The following is a 23,151-nucleotide window of genomic DNA, read 5'->3' as shown; positions in this document are numbered from 1 at the left end:
ATCCATCTTCGCGCCGGGCCGATCCGGTACGGATAGACAGGAAGGACGGCTCCTGACCCTGTTCAGTCAGTGCCGGACCGACCGGGGTAACGCCCGGACCGGACGGTCGGACAAGCGGTTCCGCGTTCGGTGGACCCCATTCCGGGGTTCTCGCGGGCGATCCGCGGGCACGGTGGGCGAGCGGAGCGTCGCCGGCAGTGGCGGCGAAGCGTCACGGTGGGTGGGCGAGCGAGCGCGATCAGCACGCACGAATGCCACCAGGGCGAACAGGCCCACCGCGCTATTGACAACAATCTTTCCAGTCGGCGAACATGCTGAGAGCGCTCTCACGTCCGCCAAGTGGGAGCTGGACAGGCATGCCCCCAACCCGCCCCCAGCTTGAGAAGGGCACAATCGCTGTGAAGATTCCACAAAAGCGCAGAGGGCGCCTGGCGTTGCTCGTCAGCGCCGCGGTCGTCGTGGTCGCGGGCGCCTCGGTCGCCGCGCTGCCCGACGCCGGCGCGTCGGTGCCGGCCACCCCGGCCGGCTGGACGCAGATCTTCGCCGACGACTTCAGCGGCGCCGCCGGCACCGGCGTCAACACCGCCAACTGGCTCTACGACCTCGGCCACGGCTACCCGGGCGGCGCCTCCAACTGGGGCACCGGCGAGATCGAGAACATGACCAACAGCACGGCCAACGTCTACAAGGACGGCAACGGCAACCTGGCCATCAAGCCGATCCGGGACGGCGCCGGCAACTGGACCAGCGGCCGCATCGAGACCCAGCGCACCGACCTCGCCGCGCCGGCGGGCGGGAAACTGCGCCTCGAGGCCCGGCTGCAGCAGCCGAACGTCAACACCGGAAACGGCGCCGGCTACTGGCCCGCGTTCTGGGCGCTGGGCGCGGCGGCGCGCGGCACCGGCGCGAGCGGCTGGCCGGGCATCGGCGAGATCGACATCATGGAGGACATCAACGGCCGTAGCTCCCAGTTCGCGACCCTGCACTGCGGGACCTCGCCGGGCGGCCCGTGCAACGAGACGACGGGCCTCGGCAGCGGCGAGCGCGCCTGCGGCGGCTGCCAGACCGGCTTCCACACCTACGCCGTGGAGCAGGACCGCAGCACGTCGCCGGAGCAGATCCGCTGGTACCTCGACGGCAACAACTTCTTCACGGTCAACGCCAACCAGGTCGACGCGAACACCTGGAACAACGCGACGCACCACGGGTTCTTCATGATCCTCAACGTGGCGATCGGCGGCGGCTTCCCGGACGCGTTCGGCGGCGGCCCCAACGGCAACACCGTGTCCGGCGTGCCGATGCTCGTCGACTACGTCGCGGCGTACACCAGCGGTGGTGGCGGTGGCGGCACCACGCCGCCTCCGACCACCGGCAAGGCCGTCAAGGGCCCCGGCGGCCTGTGCCTGGACGTCCGCGCGTCCAACAGCGCGAACGGCACCCCGGTGCAGCTCTACAACTGCAACGGCACCGGCGCGCAGCAGTGGACCTACGTCGAGGCCGGCAGCACCCTGCGGGCGCTCGGCAAGTGCCTGGACATCCCGAACGGCTCCACGGCCAACGGCGCCAAGCTGCAGCTGTGGGACTGCAACACCACCGCGGCGCAGGTGTTCATCCACCGCGCTGACAACACCTACTACAACCCGCAGGCCAACAAGTGCCTCGACGACCCGAACGGCTCGACGGTGTCGGGCACCCAGGTGCAGATCTGGGACTGCAATGGCACCGGGGCGCAGAAGTTCACGCTGCCGCAGTGACGTCGGGCAGACAGAACCTTCTGCAGTAGTTCGGGCATGCAACTTTCGCGGGTGACCGCAGGTGGCGGCCGTCCCGGGGCGCGTGAGGTTGACGCCCCGGGCGGCCGCCGCCGACGTTTCCTGCTATGAGCACACGCGTGCATCGTGGAATCTGGTGGGCCCGGCTGGCCGTCCCGGCCATCGCCGCGGCTGGCGCCGCCCTCATCGTGCTGGCCCTGCAGCCCTCCGCCCGGGCCACGGTGCCCGAGCCGACGACGCCGGTGACGGGCAACGCCACGTACTTCGACGGGCTCGGCTCGCCCTACGGCGGCTGCGGGCTGCCCCAGGCGGAGCTCGAGACACAGAACTTCGTCGCGCTCAACGTCTTCGACACCCCGGGCGACGGCACCTTTTACCCGCGCCCGCTGTCCTCGGCCGACGCGGCCAAGATGGGCATCTGGAACAACGGCCACAACTGCGGCCGCTGGGTCCGGGTGAAGATCGGCGACTACTGCACCGGCGTCAACGACGGCGCGCTCGGGCAGGCGTTCTGCCGCAGCGGGGCGTGGACGACGGACACGTACAACGACGGCACCCTCGACATGATCGTCGCGGACAGCTGCGGGGACTCCAACGCCTGGTGCCGCGACGACAAGTACCACCTGGACCTGTCGAAGGACTCGCTGAACCGGTTCGTGAAGAACGGCGCGCCGATGACGGACCTCTACCCGTCGCACTGGAACAACCGCCACGTCTCCTGGCAGTTCATCCCGGCCCCGTCCTACACCGGCGACATCAAGATCGGGTTCCTGAACGGGGCGCAGCGCTGGTGGCCGGCGATCGCCGCGTCGAAGCTGCCCAACGGCATCCACGGCGTGGAGTACTACACGGGCGGCACCTGGACGGCCGCGGCGATGAACGGCGACATGGGCCAGTCGTACATCATCGGCGGCACCACGTCCGGCGGCACCGACTTCCGCATCCGGGTCCGCGACTCCGCCGACCAGCTCATCTTCGGCGGCCGCGAGTACTCCTTCTCGCTGCCGGCGGCGTGCTCGTCGCAGTGCGGCCAGCCCTACACCCAGGTCACCTACACCACGACGAGCACGTCCACGGGCCCGTCACCGTCGGTGTCCGCCTCGGCGTCGCCCTCGGCCTCGGCCTCGCCGTCCCGGTCGGCCTCCTCCTCGCCGGCCCCCGCCGGCGGCTGCACCGCCACCTGGACCACGACCGGTTCGTGGTCGGGCGGCGGCCAGGCCGAGGTGAAGGTGACCAACACCGGCACGGCGCCGACGACGGGCTGGACGGTGCGCTTCACGCTGCCCAGCGGCGTGACGATCGCCAGCTCCTGGAACGCCGTCGTCACGCAGTCGGGCCAGAACGTCACCGCGGCGAACGCGTCCTACAACGGCACCGTCGGGGCCAACGCGAGTACCAGCTGGGGGCTGGTCTTCAACGGCCCCAACCAGCCCCCGACGAACGTCAGCTGTTCCGCCCGCTGATCCCCCTCGCCGCCGCGGCCGCTACCGCGGCGGCCAGGGCCGTCTCCGGGGAGCCGGCGATCCCGGCTCCCCACGCGGTCCAGCCGTCCCCGCGGCACTTCGCGTAGGCCGCGACCATCCCGGGCCGCCCCTCGATCGCGTGGTGCTCCTCGTGCAGCACCGCCGAGGCGTCCGGGTCCCCGGGGCGCATGAACTCGGCGCGGAAGAGCTCCCACAGCGCGTCGGCGGACAGCTCTCCGCCGGCCGCGGTCGTCTCGCTGGCCCGCTGGACCACCGCCCCGACCTCGGCCCGCAGCTCGTTCGGCAGCCGCAGCCCGTGCACGGTCCGCAGCAGGTAGGCCGCGCCGCCCTTGCCGGACTGGCTGTTGACCCGGATCAGCGCCTCGTAGGAGCGGCCCAGGTCGGCCGGGTCGATCGGCAGGTACGGGACCTCCCAGTAGCGCTCGTGCGGGGACCGGGCGGCCAGGGCCTTGGCGATGGCGTCCTGGTGGGTGCCGGAGAACGCGGTGTAGACGAGGTCGCCGCCGTAGGGGTGGCGGGGCGGCACGGCCATGCGGTTGTAGTGCTCGACGGTGCGCCGCACCTCGTCGATGTCGGAGAAGTCCAGCATCGGGTCGACGCCCTGGGTGTACAGGTTCAGCGCCAGGGTGACGAGGTCGACGTTGCCGGTGCGCTCACCGTTGCCGAACAGGCAGCCCTCGACCCGCTGGGCCCCGGCCAGCATCGCCAGCTCCGCGCAGGCGACGCCGGTGCCGCGGTCGTTGTACGGGTGGATCGACAGGATGACGTTCTCGCGGCGGTCGAGGTGCCGGCCCATCCACTCGATCTGGTCGGCGTACACGTTGGGGGTGGCGACCTCGACGGTCGCCGGCAGGTTGTGGATGACCGGCCGCTGCGGCGAGGCGTCCCACACTCCGGTGACGGCGTTGCACACGTCCAGGACGTACTCGGGCTCGGTCAGGTTGAACACCTCGGGGCTGAACTCGAACCGGGTGCGCGTCGCGGTGAGCCGGTCGGTGTGGTGCAGCACGCGCTCCGCCGCGCCCGTGATGAGACGCTTCAGCCCGGCGCGGTCCTGGCGCAGGACGACGTCGCGCCACATGGGTGCGCGCCTGGCCTGGGTCGGTTCCCGCGAAGCTCCACCGAGCCAGGCTGGGCGTTGGCTCATACATGTGCACGACCGCCTTGTCGAGGCCGTCGATGGCCTCCGCGGTGCGGGCGATCAGGTCGTCGCGGGCGGCGGTGAAGACGACCACGGTGACGTCGTCGGGGACCAGGTCCTCCTTGACGAGCAGCCGGACGAAGTCGAAGTCCAGGCCGCTGGCGGAGGGGTAGCCGACCTCGATCTCCTTGAAACCCATGGAGACCATGAGCCGGAAGCCGCGCAGCTTGCGCTCGGCGTCCATGGGCTCGGCCAGGGCCTGGTTGCCGTCGCGCAGGTCGACGGGGACCCACAGGGGCGCGGCGGTGATGCGGTTCGCGGGCCAGGTGCGCTCGCGCAGCGGTACGTCGACCCGCTCGTGGGCGGGCCGGTAGCGATGGAAGGGCATGCGGCTGGTGCGCTGCGGATTCCACTGTGGAGTGACGGCGGGCATGACGGTCTCGGCTCCTTGCCGGTCGAAGGGGTCGACCGGCGCAAGCACGAACAGCCCCCACGGCGGGGAGCCGGTCGGATCAGGCCCCGCCGTGGCGGCCGAGGAGCAGCGCCACGAACTGCGTCACGCCGGGAACGTACCACACCGGCCCGCGGCTGACGCAAAGTTATCGTTGCGCATCGACGGACGTAATAGTTAACTTTCTTACATGAAGCGATTCGTCAGCAGGGCGGCATTGATCGCAACCGTTGCGTTGGCGCTCGTCGGCGTTGGGTCGGCAGCGGCGCAGGCCGGGGCGCCCGGCTACACGCAGCAGGGCCTCTACGGCTGGCCCGACCAGTGCGTCGGCGTCGGCTACGCCGGGGCGCAGAACCACCAGTGGACGTCGTACTACTGCGAGACCATCTCCCCCGCCGGCTGGAACGGCCCGGGCCTGTACGCCCTCTGGGTCGCCTGAAACGCCCGTGGCCCGGGCTTGCCGGCAAGCCCGGGCCACGGCAACCGCCGGACCTACGGCAGCGGGGCCTTCGGCAGCGACGGCGCCGAGTTGAACGCCTGCACGCCGGCCTCGTTGTCGCCGTCGAACGGGGTCACCGGGCCGCCGCCCTCACCGAGGCAGAAGTCGTCGTCCTTCGGGTCGGCGAACCACATGCCGACGTGGTTGAGCTCCTTGCGGACGCGGTCCTTGCCCACGATCGTCGAGGAGAACGCCTCCTCCACGATGAGCTTGAGCTCGGCCTTGCCGTTGCCTTTCCTGTCGGTGTTCACGTCGCCGATGTACTCCGCGGCGCCGAACGGGCTCGCCGGCACCTCCAGCAGGAAGATCGTGAACGAGGTGTTCGGCGGGGCGCCGGTCATGTTGACGTCGAACACGTCGAAGCCCTTGGCGTCGGTCGTCAGCGCCACCGCGACGTCGACCTTGACCTTCGGCATGCACCTGGCCAGCTGGTCGCTGCTGGGCGCCAGCTTGAACCGCACGACGTTCCTGGCCGTCGAGGTGTAGTCGCCCACCTTGTCGAACTCGGGGACGCCCACCCCGCCGTCGAGGGTGCTGACGCCGGCGTAGACGGCCGCGCCCGCGAGCGCGCCGGCGGCCAGGGTCGCGATGCCCTTGATGATGCCCATGATGTGTCTCTCCTCCCGGTGACGGGGCTCCCCGCGGCTTCCTTGCGCCGCCGGACATCCAGGGACACGCCGCCGCCCTCAGCGCCGTTCACCTGCGGCGATGTCGCCAGAACGACAGCGGTGACGCTGAACCGGGCCGGCGTGCGCCCGCGCCCTTGCCCGCGCCGCCGGTACCCTCGTTGTCCGTGACCACCTGGGCCTCGGCGCACGCCCTCGCGTTCACCGCGGCCCGCCCGCTCGGCCCGGTCCCCCTCCCGCTGCCCGCCGCGACCGGCCTGGTCGCCGCCGCCGGCACGGTGGCCGCGCGGCCGTCGCCGGCGTTCGACGCCGCGGCGATGGACGGCTACGCGGTCGCCGGCCCGGGACCCTGGCGGGTCACGGCGTCCGTGCTCGCGGGACGCTCCGGACGGGCGGCGATCACCCCGGGCGAGGCCGTAGAGATCGCGACGGGTGCGGTGGTTCCGGCCGGAACCACCGCGGTCGTACCGTACGAGCGCTGTTCCCGCACCGGGGATCTCGTCACCGCCGCCGCCCCGGCCCGCGACCACATCCGCCGCGCCGGCGAGGACGTGGCCCCCGGCGAGCTCGTGCTGCCCGCCGGGCGCACGGTCACGGCGGTCGCCGCCGCCGCCCTCGCCCAGGCCGGCGTCGCCGAGGTCCTGGTCCATCCGCGCCCGCGCGTGGCGACCCTGGTCACCGGCGACGAGGTGGTTCTGACCGGGCCACTCGGCCCGGGCCAGGTCCGCGACGCGTTCTCCGGCGTCGTCGCGGCGCTCGCCGCCCGCGCCGGCGCCGAGGCGCTCCCGCCCCGGCACGTCCCCGACGACCCCGCGGCCCTCTCCGCCGCGCTCGCCGCCGCCGGGGCCGAGGTGGTCGCGGTGACGGGCGCGTCCTCGCGGGGCGCGGCCGACCATCTCCACCGGGTCCTCGGGGCGCTGCGGGCGCAGTGGCTCGTCGACGGCGTCGCGTGCCGCCCCGGCCATCCGCAGGGCCTCGCCGCGCTGCCGGACGGGCGGTGGGTGGTGAGCCTGCCCGGCAACCCGTACGCGGGGCTGGTCGCCGCCCTGACCCTGCTGGAGCCGCTGCTGCGACGGCTGTCCGGGCGCGATGCCGGGTCCGTCGACACCCGAGCGGTCGACGGGGAGGCCCGGCCCTTTCCCGGCGGGGTGCGGATCGTGCCCGTGGTGCTGACCGACGGCCGCGCGTCGATCGTCCCGGGCGCCCGCCCCGGCGGGCTGCGCGCGGCGGCGAGGGCGGACGCACTGGCGGTACTGCCGCCGCAATGGCAGTCGGGGACACCGGCGCGGCTGCTGGCGCTCCCGTGAGCGCTGGACATGCAAGCGCTGACTTGCCTATCGTGGAGCCCATGACTGCGATGAGTCCGTTTCTGATGTTCGAGGGCAACGCCGAAGCCGCGATGAACGCCTACGTCGCGCTGTTCGACGACGGGGAGGTGCTCTCCGTGGTCCGCCACCCCGAGGGGGACTTCGCCGGGAAGATCCAGCTCGCCGTGTTCCGGGCGGCCGGGCAGCGGCTGATGTGCAGCGACAGCGCCGTGCGCCACGGGTTCACGTTCACGCCCTCCCTCTCGCTGTTCGTCGAGTGCGCCGACGACGCCGAGCTCACCCGGCTGTTCGAGGCCCTGGCCGACGGCGGTGGCGTGCTCATGCCGCTGAACAACTACGGGTTCAGCACCCGCTTCGGCTGGGTCAACGACCGGTTCGGGGTGTCCTGGCAGCTCAACCTGGCGTGACCGACGTCTTCGCGGCGATCGCCGACACCACCCGCCGGGCCATCCTCGACGAGCTGGCCGAGCGGGACGGGCAGACGCTGTTCGAGATCTGTGCCCGCCTGGCCGCCAAGCACGGCGTGACCTCGTCGCGCCAGGCGATCTCCCAGCACCTCGACATCCTGGCCGAGGCGGGCCTGGTGACGGCCCGGCGCAGCGGCCGCTACAAGTTCCACCACGTGGACTTCACCCCGCTGCGCGCGATCACCGCCCGCTGGCCCGTCCCGGACACCTGACGGCCGACCCCCAGGGGCCCCTACTTCGGCGTGGTCGGCGAATCCAGCCAGGTGTTGATGAGCGCGGTGAAGTCCTTGCCGGTGTGCTGGTTCACAAAGGCGATGAACGACTCACGACCCTGCGCGGTGCCGCGGTTCTGCGCCGCCCAGTCCTTGCCGAGCGAGAAGAACGCGTCGTCGCCGATCTGCTTGTGGATCTGGTGCAGCATGAGGGCCGGGCAGATGTACACATTGGACTCCGCGAAGCTGTCGGCCCTCGGCTTGCCGGGCGGGCCGAGGCGCTGACGCAGCCGGGCGTCGGTCGTGCGGGCCCAGTCCTCCCACTGCTTCGCGGTCACCTTGTCGCGCTCGTTGGTGTAGAGGAACTGGGCGTACTCGGCCCAGCCCTCGTTGAGCCACAGGTCGTTCCAGTTCGAGGTGGTGACCGCGTCGCCGAACCACTGGTGGGCGTACTCGTGCAGCAGGTCACCGTCGAAGGCGGTCTTGAAGGCGGCGTCGCTGCCGTATTCGGGCAGCCCCATGGTGATCATCTGCTGGGTCTCCATGCCCGAGGCGGACGGGACCATGAGCACGCCGGCGCTGTCGAACGGGTACGGGCCGAAGCGTTTCGCGAGCCAGTCGAGGTACTGCGGGGACTTGCGCAGGTACGGCAGCGCCTTGTCGTCGGCGCCGGGGCGGTACCAGTAGGTGATCGGCACGTTACCGGGCCCGGTCGCGGTCTCCTGCTTGTACTTGCCGACCGCGAGCGTGGTCAGGTACGTGGCGACCGGGGTGGCGGCGGTGTAGTGGAACACGTTGCCGTCGCGGCCCTTCGGGGTGCCGTTCGCGATCGCCGACCAGCCCTCCGGCACCGTCACGTTGATGTCGTACAGCGCCTTGTCCGACGGCTGATCGTTGGACGGATACCAGGTGCTGGCCCCGTACGGCTCCTGCATCGTCCACAGTGCACCGTCGGCGGTGACGGTGAGCCCGAGCGGCTCGGCGTCGGCGCGGTGCGACGGCATCGGCACCGTGGCCGGCGTGCCGTGGTACTTCACGACGAGCTCCGCGAGCTTGTCCTTGGCGAGCTTCCCGCCCACGGTCAGTTTGGTGCCGTCGACCGTCCCGGTCACCGTCGCGCCGTCGAGGGTCGCGGCGTCGATGGTGTACGCCTTGGAGAAGTCGAGTTTCAGCTCGTTCAGCTCCGCCGCGGCGCGCAGCTGCAGCGTCGCGGTGCCGGTGAGCGTCTTCGGGCCCGGGTCCCAGGCCAGGTCGAGGCCGTAGTGGAGCACGTCGAGGCCGGGGTTGCCGTAGCCCGGGTAGACCGGGTCGGCGACCGGCACGGACCGGCCCGCCGAGTACTGCTCGAAGGACGGACTGGACGGGCCCGCCGAGGCGCTCGGCGCCGTGGTCGGGCCGGTCGTGGGCGCCGGCTTGTCGCCGGTGCAGGCGCCGGTCAGCAGGACGGCGCACAGCGCTATGGGGAGCCAGGTTCGACGCACGGCGTCGAAGGTTACCGGCACGGCGATCACCAGGATGCCCAATAATCCCTCAGGTGGGTGATCATGCCGTTCCGGACCGGGAAAGTCTGCACGATCGATACCGTGGCCGAACCGTCCGGCCGGTTGAATACCGCGTCGATCTCTGCCGCGAACACGTCGGGCCAGGTGGACGCCGGCAGACCCTTGACATTGTCACTGTGACAGGGTCTTGACTGGGTTGCCGGAGGTGGTCCGCATGAACTCGGTGATCGACGCCCTGGCGGCCGGGAACTCGTCGGTGCGGCTGAAGGCGGCCCTGGCGATCGGCACGCATCCCGAGCCCGGTTTCGTCGACGTCCTCGTGGCGCGGTGCGGGATCGAGCCGGACTTTTTCGTGCGTGACATGCTCACGTGGGCGCTGACCCGGCTCCCGCCGGACATCACGGTTGCGAAGCTGCGGGCGGAGCTGCGTTCCGGGCGTGCCCAGGCGCGTAGCCAGGCGTTGCACACCCTGTCCAAGATCGGGGACCGCGACGCGTGGCCCGCGATCACGCGGTCGTTGCTGCACGACGCCGACGACGAGGTCGCGCGGACCGCGTGGCGCGCCGCCGTCGTGCTCGTGCCCGACGAGGAGAAGGAAGCGCTGGCCGCGGAACTGGCCACGCAGTTCGGCCGCGGTGACCGGGAGGTACGGCTGAGCCTGAGCCGGGCCCTCATCGCGCTCGGCGACGTGGTCGAGCCGGTCCTGCACACGGCGATGACACATCACGACCCGGCGGTGCGTGCCCATGCTGGCGCCACGCAGCGGCTCCTGCTCGACCCGGATGCCGGCTTCGACCTCGCCGTCGAGGCAGCCAGACGGGTCGTCGCGCTCGGTCCGGACCGGCAGGAGAGCACTGCGTGCTGATCGGTGAGGTGGCGCGCCGCTCGGGGGTGAGCGCCCGGATGCTCAGGCACTACGAGTCCCTCGGGCTGGTGCGCCCGACCGGCCGCACCGTGGGTGGCTACCGGGAGTACACCGCCGAGGACATCCGGCGGATCTTCTACGTGGAGGGTCTCAAGTCCCTGGGCATGTCGCTGCGTCAGATCGCCCGCACGCTCGATGACCCCGGATTCACCCCGTCCGCGCTGGTCGGCGACCTCATCCGGGAGACCGCGGAACGACTGAACCGGGAGCAGGAGCTCCTCGATCGGCTCCGTGCGGTCGATGCGGCCGAACCCGCCGGCTGGCCGGACGTCGCGCGCATCGTCGAGCTCCTGCACGGACTGGCTTCGCCCAGTGCCGCGCGGCGGCAGCAGGCTGTCCTGGCCCCGGCCGAGCCCGCGTCGGTCCCCGCCGAACTGCTGGCCAGGGCGGTCCTCACCGAATCCGACCCGAACGTCGCCGGGGCCCTGCGGTGGGCCCTCGCGCGGGCCGGCGGTGACGGTGTGGCGGGCCTGGCATCCGGCTTGGCCTCCGACGACGCCGACGTCCGGCGGCGCGCGGTCCTGGCGCTCACCGAGCTGCCCGGCGACGAGGCGGCCGCGGTGCTCACGGATGCGCTCGCAGACGCCGACACGACGATCCGCCGGCATGCCGCTCTCGCTCTGGGCGCACGCGGCGAGACCCGAGCCGTGCCGACGCTGCTCGGGATGGTGGTCGAGGGCCCGAACGACGTCGAGGCCGCCGAGGTCCTGGGAACGCTGGCGCGGGACGCGGAGTGGGCCGACCGGATCATGAGCGCGCTGGTCGGCGAGCTAGCCGCCCACACCGGGGACTCGGCGGTGCGAATGCGACTGACCCAGGCGCTCGCGGAGCTGCCGGGGACGATCGCACTGAACACCCTGCGGCGACTGGCCCACGACGATGACCGGCCCGTGGCCCTCATCGCCTCGGCACTCGTGAACGTGCTCCAAGCCCGCGGTCAAGGCTGAGCCGGTGCTCGATGGCCGTACACGCTGGCAAACGCGTAACACATCAGTTACGCTTTCCGGCGTGGACGACGTGGCCGCGGCCGTGGCCGATCCCGTGCGGCGGCGGATTCTGGAGGCGCTCAGTGTGCGGCCGCTGCCGGCCGGGCGGATCGCCGAGGCGTTTCCGATCAGCCGGCCCGCGGTCAGCCGCCACCTGCGCGTGCTGCGGGAGTGCGGGCTGGTCCGGGACACCGTCGTCGGGCGGGAGCGGCACTACGAGCTCGACGCCGGCGCCCTCGCCGAGCTCGGCGACTGGATCGCCCGGCTGACCGCTCGCGGCACCGCCTGGCAGCGGCGGCTCGACGCGCTCGAGACCGAGGTCCACCGCGCGCGCCGCGACCGCAGGAACAACACGAGCGACCGGCAGGAGAACATCGCATGATTGGCAACCCGACTGGACAGCTGGTCCGGACCGCCGACGGATACGACCTGGTGCTGACGCGCACGTTCAAGGCCGACATCGAGGACGTCTGGGCGAGTGTCACGGAGTCCGAGCGCAGCGCGCGGTGGTTCGGGCCCTGGGAGGGCGACGCCGGGCCCGGGAAGACCATCCGGGTGCGGATGATCCAGGAGGAGGGCGCGCCCTGGATGGATCTGCGTATCGACGCCTGCGACCCGCCGCGACGGCTGGCCCTGTCGGCGACCGACGAGGCCGGGGCCTGGCGGCTCGAGCTCCTCCTGAGCCACGACGGCGGGATCACCGAGCTGCGGTTCGTCCATCACCTGGCCGACGCCGGCGGTGCCGGACAGATCGGGCCCGGCTGGGAGTACTACCTCGACCTGCTCGTCGCGGCCCGCGACGGCTCCCCGGCGAAGAGCTTCGACGACTACTATCCGGCCATGAAGGCGTACTTCGAAGCGCTCGTCTGAGATGGGGCGGCCCGCTGATCCTCAGTAGGTGCGATGGCGGCACCAGCTGCGGGCGGCGCGGGTGTTGAGCAGGATCAGGAACAGCAGCGGGAACGCCACCGACATGAGGGTCGCGAGGTACGGGGCGCCGGTGGTGTAGCCCTGCCAGACGCCGCCGGCCACGCTGAGGCCGTTGAGCAGGGTGAGCAGGATGCGGACCCAGTTGCGGCCGCGCTGGAGCTTACGGCCCAGCACCATCGCGACGAGGCCGCCGAGCGCCAGGGTGCCGATGATCGCGTACGTCGCGGTGGTGATCATTTCGGGGCGCGTGGTGAACACGTCGTTGCCGACGCGATAGTCCCAGTCCGGGGCGACCCGGGCCAGGGCGAGGGCGAGCAGCGCGGCCGAGCCGAGCAGGAGCAGGCCGCCCAGGTACTGGAAGATGGCCACGACGTGCAGGGAGATCGGGGCCGTGGTGCGCACCGGGTAGGGGTGCCACGCCTGCTGGGGCTGGTATGCGTACGCCATGCCCCCAAGCCTGGCCTGACCAGGGCGGAACGGACTCCCCGATTCATGCCACCACCGCGCCGGCACCGCGGCGACGAAGGTGTCATGCCCGGCGCATGTCCCAGGCGTCGCTGATGAGCTCCTCCAGGCGGGCCGCGTCGAGCGTATCCAGGCGGAGCATGACCAGGGGCAGGCCGTCGTACGCGGGCGTGGTGAAGAAGTGCTCGGGCTCGCCCAGCAGCAGGGCCTGCTTCTCGGCCTCGTCGCCGACGTACAACACCGCGATGTCGGTGCGGATCACGCGCTTCCGGCCGGGTTCGCGCTGCGGATACGACCATACGAAGCCCTTGTTCGCCACGCGGAAGTCGAAGCCGTCACTGTCGATCTCGACCACATCCGGCAGCGCGAGCGCGATACGGCGCACATCGTCGGCGTCGGCCATTGCCCAAGATTAGCGGCCCGCATGCAGACGGGGGGGTACAGCAGCGGCCGGTTGATCGCACTCGATATCGTAGGCGTGTGCGAGGGAGTCGGTTATGAACCTGCGCCTGCTCACCTTCAATGCGCTGTTCAAGGGCGACGTGCGCCCGCGCATGGCGGCGCTCGGGGCCCTGCTGGAGGACTCCGACTACGACGTCGTGTGCCTGCAGGAGGTCATGGCGCCCGGCGTCGCGAGGCTGCTGGCGCGGCTGGCGCCGTCGTTCGCGCACACGCAGTACACCGGAAGCACCCTGGTCAAGGGCGGCCTGGTGATCCTGTCGCGCCGGCCCATCGCCCGGCGGCGGTTCGTCCGGTTCCCCTACACCCGGCCGCTGCGCCCCGAGCTGCTCATGCGCAAGGGCGCCCAGGTCGCCGTGCTGCACACCGCGGCCGGCCCGCTCGCGGTGGTCAACACACATCTGTCGGCCAACCGCGACGACGACTGGTCGGCGCACAACCGCTGGACCGCGGTCGCCCGGGCTGAGCTGCTCGCGCTCGGCGCCGCCCTGGCCGCACTGGAGCCGGGTGTACCCGCGGTGGTCACCGGCGACTTCAACCTCCCCCGCGACTCGGCCGCCCTGGCCGAGTTCTGCGCCACCGCGGGACTGCACGACGCGATGGCCGGCGACCCGCGCCCCACGTACCGCCCGACCCCCGGCTGGCCGGACCCGCCCGCGTTCGACCACGTCCTGGTCCGCCCCGGCATCCACGCCAGCTGCGAGCTGGTCCTCACCGACGAGACGGTCACCGTCGCCGGCGGTCGCAGGGTGTACCTGTCCGACCACTACGGGGTGGCCGCCGAGCTGACGATTTGACCTAGGTCACGCTTCGACCGCCAGGCAGCTGCTGGCCTTCCTGCAGGTCGCAGCGCGGTGTGGGCCGAACGTGGGACGTCCGGGGGCCGAACGCCCGAAAGTGTCCGGGGCCAGGGTCGGTACCATGGGGCGGACCGCCACGGTGGCGACCATGCGCCGGGCCGCACCTCCTGGGAGCCGTCGCCCGGCCCGGACCGGGAGACACATGAACGCCGAATCGACTGCTTTCCGCGCCGCGCTGGAGGCCGTCCGCGCCGTTGAGCCGCGGATCGCCGACGCGATCGCGAAGGAGCTGACCGACCAGCGAGAGTCGCTGAAGCTGATCGCGAGTGAGAACTACGCCTCGCCCGCGGTACTGCTGGCCATGGGCAACTGGCTGTCGGACAAGTACGCCGAGGGCACAATCGGCCGCCGCTTCTACGCCGGCTGCCAGAACGTCGACACCGTCGAGGCCGTCGCCGTCGAGCACGCCAAGGCGCTCTTCGGCGCGCCGTACGCCTACGTGCAGCCGCACTCGGGCATCGACGCCAATCTCGTCGCATACTGGGCGATCCTGGCCGACCGGGTCGAGGTGCCGCACCTGGCGAAGTTCGGCAAGCGGCAGGTCAACGACCTCACCGACGCCGAATGGGCCGAACTGCGCGCCGCGTTCGGCAACCAGCGGATGCTGGGCATGTCGCTCGACGCCGGCGGCCACCTCACCCACGGCTTCCGCCCCAACATCTCCGGCAAGATGTTCGACCAGCGCAGCTACGGCGTCGACCCGGCCACCGGGCAGATCGACTATGCCGCCCTGCGCGACACGGCGCGCGAGTTCAAGCCCCTCGTCATCGTCGGCGGCTACTCGGCGTACCCGCGGAAGGTCAACTTCGCCACCCTGCGCGAGATCGCCGACGAGGTCGGCGCCACCCTCATGGTCGACATGGCGCACTTCGCCGGCCTCGTCGCCGGCAAGGTCTTCACCGGCGACTTCGACCCGGTCCCGCACGCCCACATCGTCACCACGACCACGCACAAGAGCCTCCGCGGCCCGCGCGGCGGCGCCGTGCTGGCCCAGCCGGAGCTCGCCGACCAGGTCGACCGCGGCTGCCCGATGGTCCTCGGCGGCCCGCTGTCGCACGTCATGGCCGCCAAGGCCATCGCGTTCGCCGAGGCGCGGCGCCCGGAGTTCGCCACCTACGCGCAGCAGATCGTCGCCAACGCCCAGGCGCTCGCCGAGGGCCTGCTCTCCCGCGGCGTCAAGCTGGTCTCCGGCGGCACCGAAAACCACCTGGTGCTCATCGACGTCCACCCGTTCGGCCTCACCGGCCGCCAGGCCGAGCAGGCGCTGCTCGACTCCGGCGTGGTCACCAACCGCAACGCGGTGCCCAACGACCCGAACGGCGCCTGGTACACCTCCGGCATCCGCGTCGGCACGCCGGCCCTGACCAGCCGCGGCCTGGGCATCGCCGAGATGGACCAGATCGCCGAGTTGATCCACACCGTGCTGGCCGGCACCTCCCCGGCCGAGGGCTCGAAGGCGAAGTACATCCTCGACCCCGCCCTCGCCGACAGCATCAGCAAGCAGTCGACCGAACTGCTCGCCCCGTTCCCGCTCTACCCCAGCGTCGACCTGGGCTGAGCGTTCAAGATCCGGCGCCGGGGCGTTCCCGGCGCCGGTTTCTTTCTGCGGTACCCCACCCGAGCGCATTCCGCCGGATCAATGCGACGCTACCGGTTCGGACGATGACGCCCGCTCATCCGGTGCCGCCGCGAAGGCCGGCGTCCCGGATCGACGCATTCGTCGCGGTCTGCCCCGCGGCTACCAGCTACCGAGTCTGCCAGCAGTGGCTCACCCGGTAGCTCCCGTCAGGGGGTCCAGACCCACGGAGTGGTCGTGGTCACCGCCCGCAGGCCCAGGCGGCGCAGGATCGGACCGCTGTCGGCGGAGGCGTCGACCCACAGGTATCGTATCCCGCGCTGAACCGCGATCCGCGCGCGCTGCGCGACCAGCGCCCGGTAGATGCCGCGGCCGCGCAGGCCCAGCAGCGTCGAGCCGCCCCACAGCGACGCGAACTCGGTGCCGGGCAGGATGACCAGCCACGCGGTCGACACGATCGTGGAGCCGGCCTCGGCGACCAGGACGACGATGTTGTCCGGGCCGGAGGCGATCCGGTCGGCGAGGTCGTCGGCGAGCCAGGACCAGTCGGCGTTCCATACCTCGGACTGCAGGTCGGCGATGCGGCGCAGGTCGTCCGGGGCGGTGGTGGCGCGGATGCGGATGCCGCCGGGGGCGACGCCGGCGTCGACGAGGTCGGCGGCCGGGCCGATGACGACCGTCTCCTCGGGGCCGGGCGCGAATCCGGTGGCGGCGAGGCGCCCGGGGAGGTCGGGGCGGTCGTGGCCGTATGTCTTCCACTCGAACGGCAGGCCCTGGTCGGCGAAGAACTCGATGGTGCGGCCGACGAGGGCGTCGAGCTCGTCGCCGGGGACGGCGTCGAGGTGCCGGGCGAAGACGATGCCGCGGGCGGGGGTGGCGACCCGCAGGACCGGGCCGTCCCAGGAGGGCTTCCAGCCGCTCGGCAGGCGGTCGGCGACGGTGCCGCGCACCTGGTCGTCGTGCAAGCCCAACAGCGCTGCGGAGTCGGTCATCGCACGGAGTCTACGACCCATGATCACCACGGCCGGTCGCGCCTCCCGCGTTGCGGGCCCGGGAGGCACGACCGGCGCGGACCCCGCCCCCTCGGCGTGCCCCCAGTGCGGGCACAGGCGGGGTAGGTGCAACGCCAATTGTCGCGGCAGCTGGTGGATCTCGGTGGCCGGATGCCCGGCCCGCTCATGCGCGCGCCGGACGTCTCCACTTCCGCCGGCGACGCGAGCGCGGACTGTCGTTCCAGCAGCGGTACGGCGGCTACTCGTCCCGGCGGCCGTAACGCTCGGCGGCGCGCGCCCGGGCCCGGGCCGCCTCGACCTCGCGGTCGCGCGGCGGGGTGCGGGTGACGAGATTGTCGAGCAGCACCCTGGTCGCCTCGGTCACGGCCCGCACCGCGGCGTCGAACGCCTCCTGGTTGACCGCGGCGGGGCGGGTCATGCCGGCGACCTTCCGCACGTATTGCAGCGCGGCGGCCTCGATCTCGTCCGGCGTCGCCGGGGGCTCGAAGTTGTTGAGCACGCGGATGTTCCTGCACATGCCCTCCACGATGCCAGGCCCGCGAAAAAATGTCGCACCCCCTCGCTAGGGTGCCGAACATCCGATGGAGCGGGCCACTGGGGCAACCCGGTGACCGTGTCTGTGCATGGCGTGACGAACGTGACGAAGCGGAGGCAAGCGCATGGCGTGGCTGGCGGCCGGCGGCGGCTATGAGGTGACGCTGGATGCGGGGCGGATAGCGTGCCGTAACCAGAAAGGCAAGGTGCTCAGGACGATGCCCTCGTCGCTGCGCGACGACCCGGTGGTGGCCGGGCTGCGGCAGCTGACCGAGTGGCTCGCCCGGCACGAGGCCGAGGTCCGCGAGCAGGTCGACCTGTGGATGATCCGCTCGCTGCCGGTGCCCGCCCCGCTGCTGGCCCGCGTGTGGCCCGACGAGACCTGGCGGGCCGCGCTCACCGACCTCGTCGTGGCCGTCCTCGACGAGGAGGGGAACTTCGACCCGGACGAGGCCGGGTTCCTGCGCGACGCCACGCCCGAGGGCATCGGCATCGTCAACCTCGACGGCGAGACCGTGCGGCTGGCCGCCGACCGGGTCGCGGTGCCGCACCCGACCCGGCTGCCCGACCTCGACGACCTGCGCGAGTTCGCCGCCGACCTCGGCGTGAAGCAGTCCGTCGACCAGCTGTTCCGCCAGACCTGGACCCGCCCCGCCGGGCTGGAGGCGGGCGCGACGAGCATCGGCGAATACGCCGGCGGACGCTTCGCCGAGCTGCGCCACCTGCTCGCCCGGGCCGCCTCCCTGGGCTACCCGGTGCGCGGCGGCTACGCCGTCTGCCGGGTCTTCGAGGACGGCCGCGCCCTGGAGGCCCGCAGCTGGGTCGGGGCCGACGACCCCTACTCGGAGGCCGAGACCGGCGACCTGGTCTTCGTCCACCCCGACGGCAAGTCGATCCCCCTCGCCGAAGTGGGGCCGGTCGCCTGGTCCGAGGGAATGCGCATGGCCGCGGCGCTCTACGCGGGCCGGGTCGTCGAGCAGAGCACGGAGGAGTCGGCATGAGCTGGGACGCATTGTTGGACGCGGGCGCGGTGCTCCCGGCGGGGACCGACGCCGACAAGGACACCGTCGACACCCTGACCACCCGGGAATACGCGCACCCGGTGCTCGGCGAGCGCCGGGTCGTGCGGCTGGTGCCGGCCACGCTGGGCCAGGCCGAGGACCTCACGATGGAGTTCCTGGGCTTCGCCGCCCCGCAGACCGTCACCGAGGTCGGCGTCGTGCGTCAGCAGGCGCTGGGCTTCCCGGCCTGGGCGCTGGTCCACGACCCCGCCAACGGCCACCACGCCCTGGCCCTGGTCAAGGACATCGAGCGGCTGGTGCGGGTGGCGAAGTCCCGCATCGGCCCGGCCCGCGACGGGTTCAACGAGCTCGGCGAGCGGCTGGCCCGCTCGGTGCCGCACTTCCTGCCGACGTTCTACGAGGAGGCGGCCCGCGCGTTCCTGGCCGCCGACAGCCAGACCTACGCGGCGAGCATGTTCGGCAAGGCCCGCGACGCCGAGCGCACCTATGCGCTGCGGATCGACGAGGAGCGCCAGCACACCGTCTTCCTCGAGTTCGCCCTCGCCGGCGCGCTGACCGCCAAGGCGCTCGCCCAGCACGCCCGCGACCTGGCCGCCCGGTGCACCCCCGCGATCGCCTACGAGCGGTTCCGCCGCCTGTGCCTGGAGCGCACGCTGGGCGGGATGCCGCCCTATGCGCAGATGCACGTCGACCTCGGGCGGCTGGCGAAGGCGGCCGGGCTCGGCGCCGAGGAGGACGAGGCGCTGCTGGCCGAGTTGCTGGCCGCGCCGTCGATCCTGCGGGCGCCCGGCGGGTTCTGGAAGGCGTATCGTCCGGCGCTGGTCCGCATCGCCGGCCGCGATGCGAAGGTCCGCGGCCAGCTGCTGGGCATGTTCCCGCGGGAGTGCCCGTTCGACACGTGGCTCGAGCTGCTCGACGAGTGCGCGGCCACCGCGGCGCTCACCGAGCCCGCCGGCGCCGGCGATCCGGACGCGCAGTCCTCGGACGGCCCGGCCGGCTGGCTGGCCCGCGCCGACCGCAGCCGCGGCTGGCGCAAGACCCGCTCGGCGCGCCTCTACGCCCTCGCCGAGCGGATGGCGGCCCGGCTGAGCGCCGACGGCGTGCCCGTGGACCTCGCCCCCGCCCACAACCGCATCGACCTCGACCTGTTCGACCAGCTGCTCGCCCTCGGGGTGCCGCTGGCCGAGGTCCACGAGAACGCCCGCTGCGACATCGCCACCTGGATGGCCGACGGCGACGAGGGCCGCCGTGACCTGGTCCAGGTCACCGCCCACGAGAAGCTGCGCCCGCTCATCGCCGAGAGCGTCGAGGGCTTCCTCAAGACGTGGTATCGCGCCGGCACCGCCCAGGTCGACGCCGAGCGGGTCGCGAAGGTCGTGGCCGTGCCTGGCCTGCGCACCGCGCTGCACTGGTGGCTCGACCGGCTCGCCACCCGCGTCGAGGCGCAGGGCCTCACCACCATCGACGCCGAGCTCGACCGGCTCACCCTGGTCGCCTGCCCCGACGGGCTCGCGGTCAACCCGGAGGCGATCGCCCGGATCACCGCCTTCGACCTCGGCCCGGTCCTCGGCCGCACCCTGCGCGCGGGCGTCGTCGACGAGTTCGGCTGGCCGGCGCTACAGGCCGCGGCCACCGCGGTGCGCGGCGACGACCGGGTGCCGCTCTCGTCGGACCTGCACGTCCTGCCGCAGTGGCCGGCGCTGGTCGTGCGCCGCGGCGAGCGGGTCGTGGTCGTCGGCGACGAGGGCATCGAGCTCGACCACACGCTGCGCATCCCGCCCGACGAGCTGCGCTACTCGTGGCACATGACGATGCGTTACGCCGGCGGCCAGCTGCTGGTGGCGTGGAACCGCGGCGGGGAGCGGGCCGGCTACTGGTCCGGCGCCCCCGACGACGTCTTCACCGCCTCCGAGGACGGGCTCAACGACAACGGCGAGCACTCGCTGGCGCTGCCCGACGGCGGGCGCACCGCGGGCGGGCGGCCGCTGCGGGTCGGCGACCGCCGGGCCCAGGAGGTCGGCACCGTCGCCGGGGACGGCCGGCACCACTGGGTGCTCGCCCAGGACACCGAGCATCACTGGCGGTGGTATGAGTACGACGCCGCCACCGGCGAGCGGGGCCGCGCCTCGCTGCCGACGTTCTTCGAGGCGGGCGCGGCCGACGGGCAGCAGCTCAGCCTCGCCGTCTGCCGGCTGCGCCCGGCCACGGCGGCCATGGCGCACAGCCCGCTCGGCCAGCACGACGGGCTCGTCGGCTGGCGGGTGCGGCGCACCGCGGACGGGCAGTCCGGCGAGAGCGTCGACGGCCGGTCGTTCGCGATGGCCGACCCGGAGCCGTCGCGCCCGGGCCGGCACGGGATGCTCGTCGGCGCGATCCGCTTCCCGGGCGCGGACACCGTGCACGGCGTGTTCCTGGAGCGGGCCTGGCGGGATTCGCGCCTGCACTTCTACACCGCCGACGGGCTGTGCTTCGCCGCCGCCGGCACCATGGGCGAGAACAACCCGTTCGCGGAGGGCACGGCGCTGGTGCCGCCGGTGCAGTACTGGCACCTGATGCGCCCCCGCGACGAGGCCGGCTCGCTGGCCCTGCGCGCGTTCGGCGACGACGACGCGGGGCGGGTGCTCGCGGCCGTGGCCGCGCTCGCCGGCCCCGAGGCGGAGAAGGCCGAGATCCCCGACGAGCCCGTGGCCGCCGCGGTCCGGCAGGTCCTGCCGCAGCTGAGCGATCCGGCACTCGTCGCCGGCGTCGGCGGCGTGGTCCGCCACGCCGCCCGCGCGGCCGTGCGCCTGGCCCGGCTCACCAGCGCCACCGCGGAGATCATCGCCACCGGCGCCGGCGCGGCCGCCGCAGCCGGGGCCGACGCTCACCTCGCCGACGACGAGGTGCTCAACGACGCGCTGGAGGGCCTGGTCCCCAACTGCTACGACCATGGCCGCGAGTGGGTGCGGCACTTCGCCGACGGCGGCGCGGCGCTCACCGGCCGCGAGCCGCGCACCCCGCTGGCGGACTGGGTGCCGCGCGGCGACCTCGACTGGTGGGACACCCTCGGCGTCCTGCCCGCGGCCATGCTGCGGGCCGCGTCGCCGGCCACGAGCGCCGAGGACCGGGGCGCGCTGCTGGACGCGCTGGAGGTCATCGCCGGCTCCGGCCTGGCCGACGGCGACGGGCGCACCCGGCGGGTCACCCTCGCCCCCGACAGCGGGCGGGCGGAGATGACGCCCGGCACCCCGTTCTCCTGCGGCCCGGGCCGGATCGTTCTGCCGTTCCAGGTCAACAGCCACGACGGGGTGGTCAGCGGCATCGAGCACGCCGCGGACGGGGTCTTCGGCCCGGTCCCGGGGCACGCGATCCGCTTCGAGCGGGAGTTCGACCGGCACGGCGTCGGCCGCGACGTCCTCACCGGGTTCGTCGCCGCCGGCCGCGCCCACGGCGGCCCGGCACCGCTGCTGGAGCCGGCCACCGTCCGGGCCGTCTCCGAGGCCTCCGGGATCAGCCTCGCCGAGGCGACAGCGCTGCTGGCCGGCACGGCCGACGCCCGGCTGTGGGCCGCGCACCGGCCCGCCGGCTGGGAGCCCGCCGGGCCGCACGTCACCGAGACGGCCATCGAGGCCGCGTTCGAATACCTGCGGCAGTCCAAGACGTTGGCGGCCAAGGGCGGCGCCCCCGCGGCGCTGCTGCCCGCCGACCCGGCGACGCTGTGGACCGGCGGGCCCGACCCGGCCCGGTTCGGAGCCTGGCGGGCCGGCGAGGTCGGCGCCCGCACCCCGATCGGCGACGACCTCATCGTCGAGTGCCGCAAGGCCGGCGTCCCCGGGCGGATGAGCGCCTCGGAGTTCCTGCACGGCGTCGCCAACCCGGAAACCTGCCACTGGCTGCACCGGGTCGGCGAGGGCGTCGCGGGCGAAGAGCTGCTGGCCGCCGTCGCCCGCGGGCTGCCGTGGCTGGTGCGCCGGCTGCCGGCGAGCGACCCGATACGGGCCAACCTGCCGCGGGTGCTGGAGCTGACCCGCAGCCTGGTGGCCGACCCGGCGTTCGAGGCGTTCATCGCCGGCGGCGAGGAGACGAGCGTCGAGAAGGCGCTCGCCGCGCTGGGTCTGGACGTGCGACGCGGCGCCGAGGAGCTCGACGCCGGCGTCTTCACCGTCGCCGCGACCGGCTACTGGCGCGGGGTCCGGCTCCGCCCGGCCCGCATGGACGGCCCCGACGACCCGCGGGTCGACGCGATCATCGCGGCGCTGGACGGCGTCCACGCCCCGGTGGTCGCGCTGCGCGCCATCCTCGGCGACCAGATCTCCCGCTGGCTGGACGTCCCGGTCGCCGACGCCCCGCACGACCCGTCGCGCTCCGACCCGCAGCTCGTCTCCGAGGTCGCCGCGCACCGCGGGCTCAGCGCCGACGCCGCCACGATCTACCTGCAGCTGCTGGCCCTGCCGGACCCGACCGACCGCAACGTCACGGCCTGGACGGGGTGGAAGCCGGCCCGGCTCAAGGCCGCACGGGCCGAGCTGCTCGCCGCCGCCCTGGTCGTGGAGGCGAAGCGGCCCCGGGCGGGGCGGTCGCTGTTCCTGCCGGGCGGGTGGCTCGCGTGGAAGGCGCCGGTGCTGCCGCTGGAGCGGTGGAAGCTGCCGCTGGTGATCGGCGCGGGCGAGGACGGCCCGACGCTGGGCGCGGTCGTGCCGGTCGCGCCCGCCCCGGCGCTGTTCCGGCTGGCGTGGGATCGGATCGTCGCCGGCGACGTGCCCCGCTTCGAGGAACTCGTCACCAACACGCGCGGGCGCCGATGACCCGCGCCGTGCTCGACGACGGCGCCGGCCAGCCCGGCCGGCGCCCCGTCGCCCATGTTGTTGCGGTTGTTGCCGCCGTTGCCGGCGGCCCGTTCCGATCTGACCCGCCTTCCGT

General features: G+C 73.0%; 20 protein-coding genes and 1 pseudogene. 14 read left to right on the top strand and 7 right to left on the bottom strand.

Annotated elements, in window-relative coordinates; all coding sequences use genetic code 11:
• Positions 1 to 398: 398 nt before the first annotated feature.
• Both ACQPY0_RS15135 and ACQPY0_RS15130 read left to right on the top strand, forming a co-directional pair.
• Positions 399 to 1,754 (top strand): ricin-type beta-trefoil lectin domain protein, encoded by a 1,356-nt coding sequence (locus ACQPY0_RS15135; protein WP_432989142.1) that lies wholly within the window; start codon positions 399 to 401, stop codon positions 1,752 to 1,754.
• Between the two features lie 125 nt (positions 1,755 to 1,879).
• A complete protein-coding gene (locus ACQPY0_RS15130) occupies positions 1,880 to 3,235 on the top strand; it encodes a cellulose binding domain-containing protein (protein ID WP_432989141.1) in 1,356 nt (451 codons plus the stop codon).
• Here the strand turns inward: ACQPY0_RS15130 and ACQPY0_RS15125 are convergent.
• Positions 3,216 to 4,830, bottom strand: a pseudogene (locus ACQPY0_RS15125) (2-isopropylmalate synthase). The gene ACQPY0_RS15130 and the pseudogene ACQPY0_RS15125 overlap by 20 nt on opposite strands.
• A gap of 208 nt (positions 4,831 to 5,038) precedes the next feature.
• On the opposite strand from ACQPY0_RS15125, the gene ACQPY0_RS15120 reads away from it, so the two are divergent.
• Entirely contained in the window at positions 5,039 to 5,287 is a 249-nt protein-coding gene (locus ACQPY0_RS15120) for a hypothetical protein (protein WP_432989139.1), read from the top strand.
• A 53-nt stretch (positions 5,288 to 5,340) separates the two neighbouring features.
• Here the strand turns inward: ACQPY0_RS15120 and ACQPY0_RS15115 are convergent, their stop codons facing one another.
• Positions 5,341 to 5,955: a hypothetical protein gene (locus ACQPY0_RS15115; protein ID WP_432989137.1), complete on the bottom strand. Its 615-nt coding sequence runs from the start codon at positions 5,953 to 5,955 to the stop codon at positions 5,341 to 5,343.
• A 185-nt stretch (positions 5,956 to 6,140) separates the two neighbouring features.
• On the opposite strand from ACQPY0_RS15115, the gene ACQPY0_RS15110 reads away from it, so the two are divergent.
• Genes ACQPY0_RS15110 through ACQPY0_RS15100 form a run of 3 tightly spaced genes read left to right on the top strand, consistent with a single transcriptional unit; the run spans position 6,141 to position 7,980 of the window.
• On the top strand, positions 6,141 to 7,280 hold the full coding sequence (locus tag ACQPY0_RS15110) for a molybdopterin molybdotransferase MoeA (RefSeq protein WP_432989135.1): 1,140 nt from the start codon (positions 6,141 to 6,143) through the stop codon (positions 7,278 to 7,280).
• A 41-nt stretch (positions 7,281 to 7,321) separates the two neighbouring features.
• Positions 7,322 to 7,708 (top strand): VOC family protein, encoded by a 387-nt coding sequence (locus ACQPY0_RS15105; protein ID WP_432989133.1) that lies wholly within the window; start codon positions 7,322 to 7,324, stop codon positions 7,706 to 7,708.
• Positions 7,705 to 7,980 (top strand): ArsR/SmtB family transcription factor, encoded by a 276-nt coding sequence (locus tag ACQPY0_RS15100; protein ID WP_432989131.1) that lies wholly within the window; start codon positions 7,705 to 7,707, stop codon positions 7,978 to 7,980. Before ACQPY0_RS15105 ends, ACQPY0_RS15100 begins: the two co-directional genes overlap by 4 nt.
• Before the next feature lie 20 nt (positions 7,981 to 8,000).
• On the opposite strand, the gene ACQPY0_RS15095 is transcribed toward ACQPY0_RS15100, so the two are convergent.
• On the bottom strand, positions 8,001 to 9,461 hold the full coding sequence (locus ACQPY0_RS15095) for a M1 family metallopeptidase (protein WP_432989129.1): 1,461 nt from the start codon (positions 9,459 to 9,461) through the stop codon (positions 8,001 to 8,003).
• A gap of 235 nt (positions 9,462 to 9,696) precedes the next feature.
• Between ACQPY0_RS15095 and ACQPY0_RS15090 the strand changes: the two genes are divergently transcribed.
• The 4 genes from ACQPY0_RS15090 (at position 9,697) to ACQPY0_RS15075 (ending at position 12,263) form a co-directional block, all read left to right on the top strand.
• Positions 9,697 to 10,347 carry a HEAT repeat domain-containing protein gene (locus ACQPY0_RS15090; protein ID WP_432989127.1) on the top strand — a complete coding sequence of 217 codons (651 nt, stop codon included), beginning with the start codon at positions 9,697 to 9,699 and terminating at the stop codon, positions 10,345 to 10,347.
• Complete coding sequence (locus ACQPY0_RS15085) at positions 10,341 to 11,354, top strand: HEAT repeat domain-containing protein (protein ID WP_432989125.1); 1,014 nt, start codon at positions 10,341 to 10,343, stop codon at positions 11,352 to 11,354. Before ACQPY0_RS15090 ends, ACQPY0_RS15085 begins: the two co-directional genes overlap by 7 nt.
• 61 nt (positions 11,355 to 11,415) lie before the next feature.
• On the top strand, positions 11,416 to 11,775 hold the full coding sequence (locus tag ACQPY0_RS15080; protein ID WP_432989123.1) for an ArsR/SmtB family transcription factor: 360 nt from the start codon (positions 11,416 to 11,418) through the stop codon (positions 11,773 to 11,775).
• Positions 11,772 to 12,263: an SRPBCC family protein gene (locus tag ACQPY0_RS15075; RefSeq protein ID WP_432989121.1), complete on the top strand. Its 492-nt coding sequence runs from the start codon at positions 11,772 to 11,774 to the stop codon at positions 12,261 to 12,263. Before ACQPY0_RS15080 ends, ACQPY0_RS15075 begins: the two co-directional genes overlap by 4 nt.
• Before the next feature lie 21 nt (positions 12,264 to 12,284).
• Here the strand turns inward: ACQPY0_RS15075 and ACQPY0_RS15070 are convergent, their stop codons facing one another.
• Positions 12,285 to 12,770, bottom strand: coding sequence for a hypothetical protein (locus ACQPY0_RS15070; protein ID WP_432989119.1), 486 nt, complete (start codon positions 12,768 to 12,770; stop codon positions 12,285 to 12,287).
• 82 nt (positions 12,771 to 12,852) lie between these two features.
• Positions 12,853 to 13,191, bottom strand: coding sequence for an MmcQ/YjbR family DNA-binding protein (locus tag ACQPY0_RS15065; protein WP_432989117.1), 339 nt, complete (start codon positions 13,189 to 13,191; stop codon positions 12,853 to 12,855).
• 94 nt (positions 13,192 to 13,285) lie between these two features.
• On the opposite strand from ACQPY0_RS15065, the gene ACQPY0_RS15060 reads away from it, so the two are divergent.
• Both ACQPY0_RS15060 and ACQPY0_RS15055 read left to right on the top strand, forming a co-directional pair.
• Positions 13,286 to 14,044 carry an endonuclease/exonuclease/phosphatase family protein gene (locus tag ACQPY0_RS15060; RefSeq protein WP_432989114.1) on the top strand — a complete coding sequence of 253 codons (759 nt, stop codon included), beginning with the start codon at positions 13,286 to 13,288 and terminating at the stop codon, positions 14,042 to 14,044.
• A 205-nt stretch (positions 14,045 to 14,249) separates the two neighbouring features.
• Complete coding sequence (locus tag ACQPY0_RS15055; protein WP_432989112.1) at positions 14,250 to 15,665, top strand: glycine hydroxymethyltransferase; 1,416 nt, start codon at positions 14,250 to 14,252, stop codon at positions 15,663 to 15,665.
• A 227-nt stretch (positions 15,666 to 15,892) separates the two neighbouring features.
• On the opposite strand, the gene ACQPY0_RS15050 is transcribed toward ACQPY0_RS15055, so the two are convergent.
• Positions 15,893 to 16,675 carry a GNAT family N-acetyltransferase gene (locus tag ACQPY0_RS15050; RefSeq protein WP_432989110.1) on the bottom strand — a complete coding sequence of 261 codons (783 nt, stop codon included), beginning with the start codon at positions 16,673 to 16,675 and terminating at the stop codon, positions 15,893 to 15,895.
• Between the two features lie 259 nt (positions 16,676 to 16,934).
• Positions 16,935 to 17,213 carry a DUF2277 domain-containing protein gene (locus ACQPY0_RS15045; protein ID WP_432989108.1) on the bottom strand — a complete coding sequence of 93 codons (279 nt, stop codon included), beginning with the start codon at positions 17,211 to 17,213 and terminating at the stop codon, positions 16,935 to 16,937.
• 142 nt (positions 17,214 to 17,355) lie between these two features.
• On the opposite strand from ACQPY0_RS15045, the gene ACQPY0_RS15040 reads away from it, so the two are divergent.
• Both ACQPY0_RS15040 and ACQPY0_RS15035 read left to right on the top strand, forming a co-directional pair.
• Positions 17,356 to 18,231 (top strand): DUF4132 domain-containing protein, encoded by an 876-nt coding sequence (locus ACQPY0_RS15040; protein ID WP_432989105.1) that lies wholly within the window; start codon positions 17,356 to 17,358, stop codon positions 18,229 to 18,231.
• The gene (locus ACQPY0_RS15035; RefSeq protein ID WP_432989103.1) at positions 18,228 to 23,036 is read left to right on the top strand and encodes a hypothetical protein; all 4,809 of its coding nucleotides are present in this window, start codon (positions 18,228 to 18,230) and stop codon (positions 23,034 to 23,036) included. Before ACQPY0_RS15040 ends, ACQPY0_RS15035 begins: the two co-directional genes overlap by 4 nt.
• The last annotated feature ends 115 nt before the right edge of the window (positions 23,037 to 23,151 follow it).

Origin of the sequence: Dactylosporangium sp. CA-233914 (assembly GCF_050942935.1) — a bacterium.
Classification (GTDB): Bacteria; Actinomycetota; Actinomycetes; order Mycobacteriales; family Micromonosporaceae; genus Dactylosporangium.
This window is presented reverse-complemented; position numbering and strand designations above follow the sequence as displayed.

Bases quoted from the DNA above. Each gene is read 5' to 3' on its own strand.
- ACQPY0_RS15130 (WP_432989141.1), top strand. From the start codon at position 1,880: ATGAGCACACGCGTGCATCGTGGAATCTGGTGGGCCCGGCTGGCCGTC.
- ACQPY0_RS15120 (WP_432989139.1), top strand. From the start codon at position 5,039: ATGAAGCGATTCGTCAGCAGGGCGGCATTGATCGCAACCGTTGCGTTG.
- ACQPY0_RS15115 (WP_432989137.1), bottom strand. From the start codon at position 5,955: ATGGGCATCATCAAGGGCATCGCGACCCTGGCCGCCGGCGCGCTCGCG.
- ACQPY0_RS15105 (WP_432989133.1), top strand. From the start codon at position 7,322: ATGACTGCGATGAGTCCGTTTCTGATGTTCGAGGGCAACGCCGAAGCC.
- ACQPY0_RS15090 (WP_432989127.1), top strand. From the start codon at position 9,697: ATGAACTCGGTGATCGACGCCCTGGCGGCCGGGAACTCGTCGGTGCGG.
- ACQPY0_RS15075 (WP_432989121.1), top strand. From the start codon at position 11,772: ATGATTGGCAACCCGACTGGACAGCTGGTCCGGACCGCCGACGGATAC.
- ACQPY0_RS15070 (WP_432989119.1), bottom strand. From the start codon at position 12,770: ATGGCGTACGCATACCAGCCCCAGCAGGCGTGGCACCCCTACCCGGTG.
- ACQPY0_RS15065 (WP_432989117.1), bottom strand. From the start codon at position 13,191: ATGGCCGACGCCGACGATGTGCGCCGTATCGCGCTCGCGCTGCCGGAT.
- ACQPY0_RS15060 (WP_432989114.1), top strand. From the start codon at position 13,286: ATGAACCTGCGCCTGCTCACCTTCAATGCGCTGTTCAAGGGCGACGTG.
- ACQPY0_RS15055 (WP_432989112.1), top strand. From the start codon at position 14,250: ATGAACGCCGAATCGACTGCTTTCCGCGCCGCGCTGGAGGCCGTCCGC.
- ACQPY0_RS15050 (WP_432989110.1), bottom strand. From the start codon at position 16,675: ATGACCGACTCCGCAGCGCTGTTGGGCTTGCACGACGACCAGGTGCGC.
- ACQPY0_RS15045 (WP_432989108.1), bottom strand. From the start codon at position 17,213: ATGTGCAGGAACATCCGCGTGCTCAACAACTTCGAGCCCCCGGCGACG.
- ACQPY0_RS15040 (WP_432989105.1), top strand. From the start codon at position 17,356: ATGGCGTGGCTGGCGGCCGGCGGCGGCTATGAGGTGACGCTGGATGCG.
- ACQPY0_RS15035 (WP_432989103.1), top strand. From the start codon at position 18,228: ATGAGCTGGGACGCATTGTTGGACGCGGGCGCGGTGCTCCCGGCGGGG.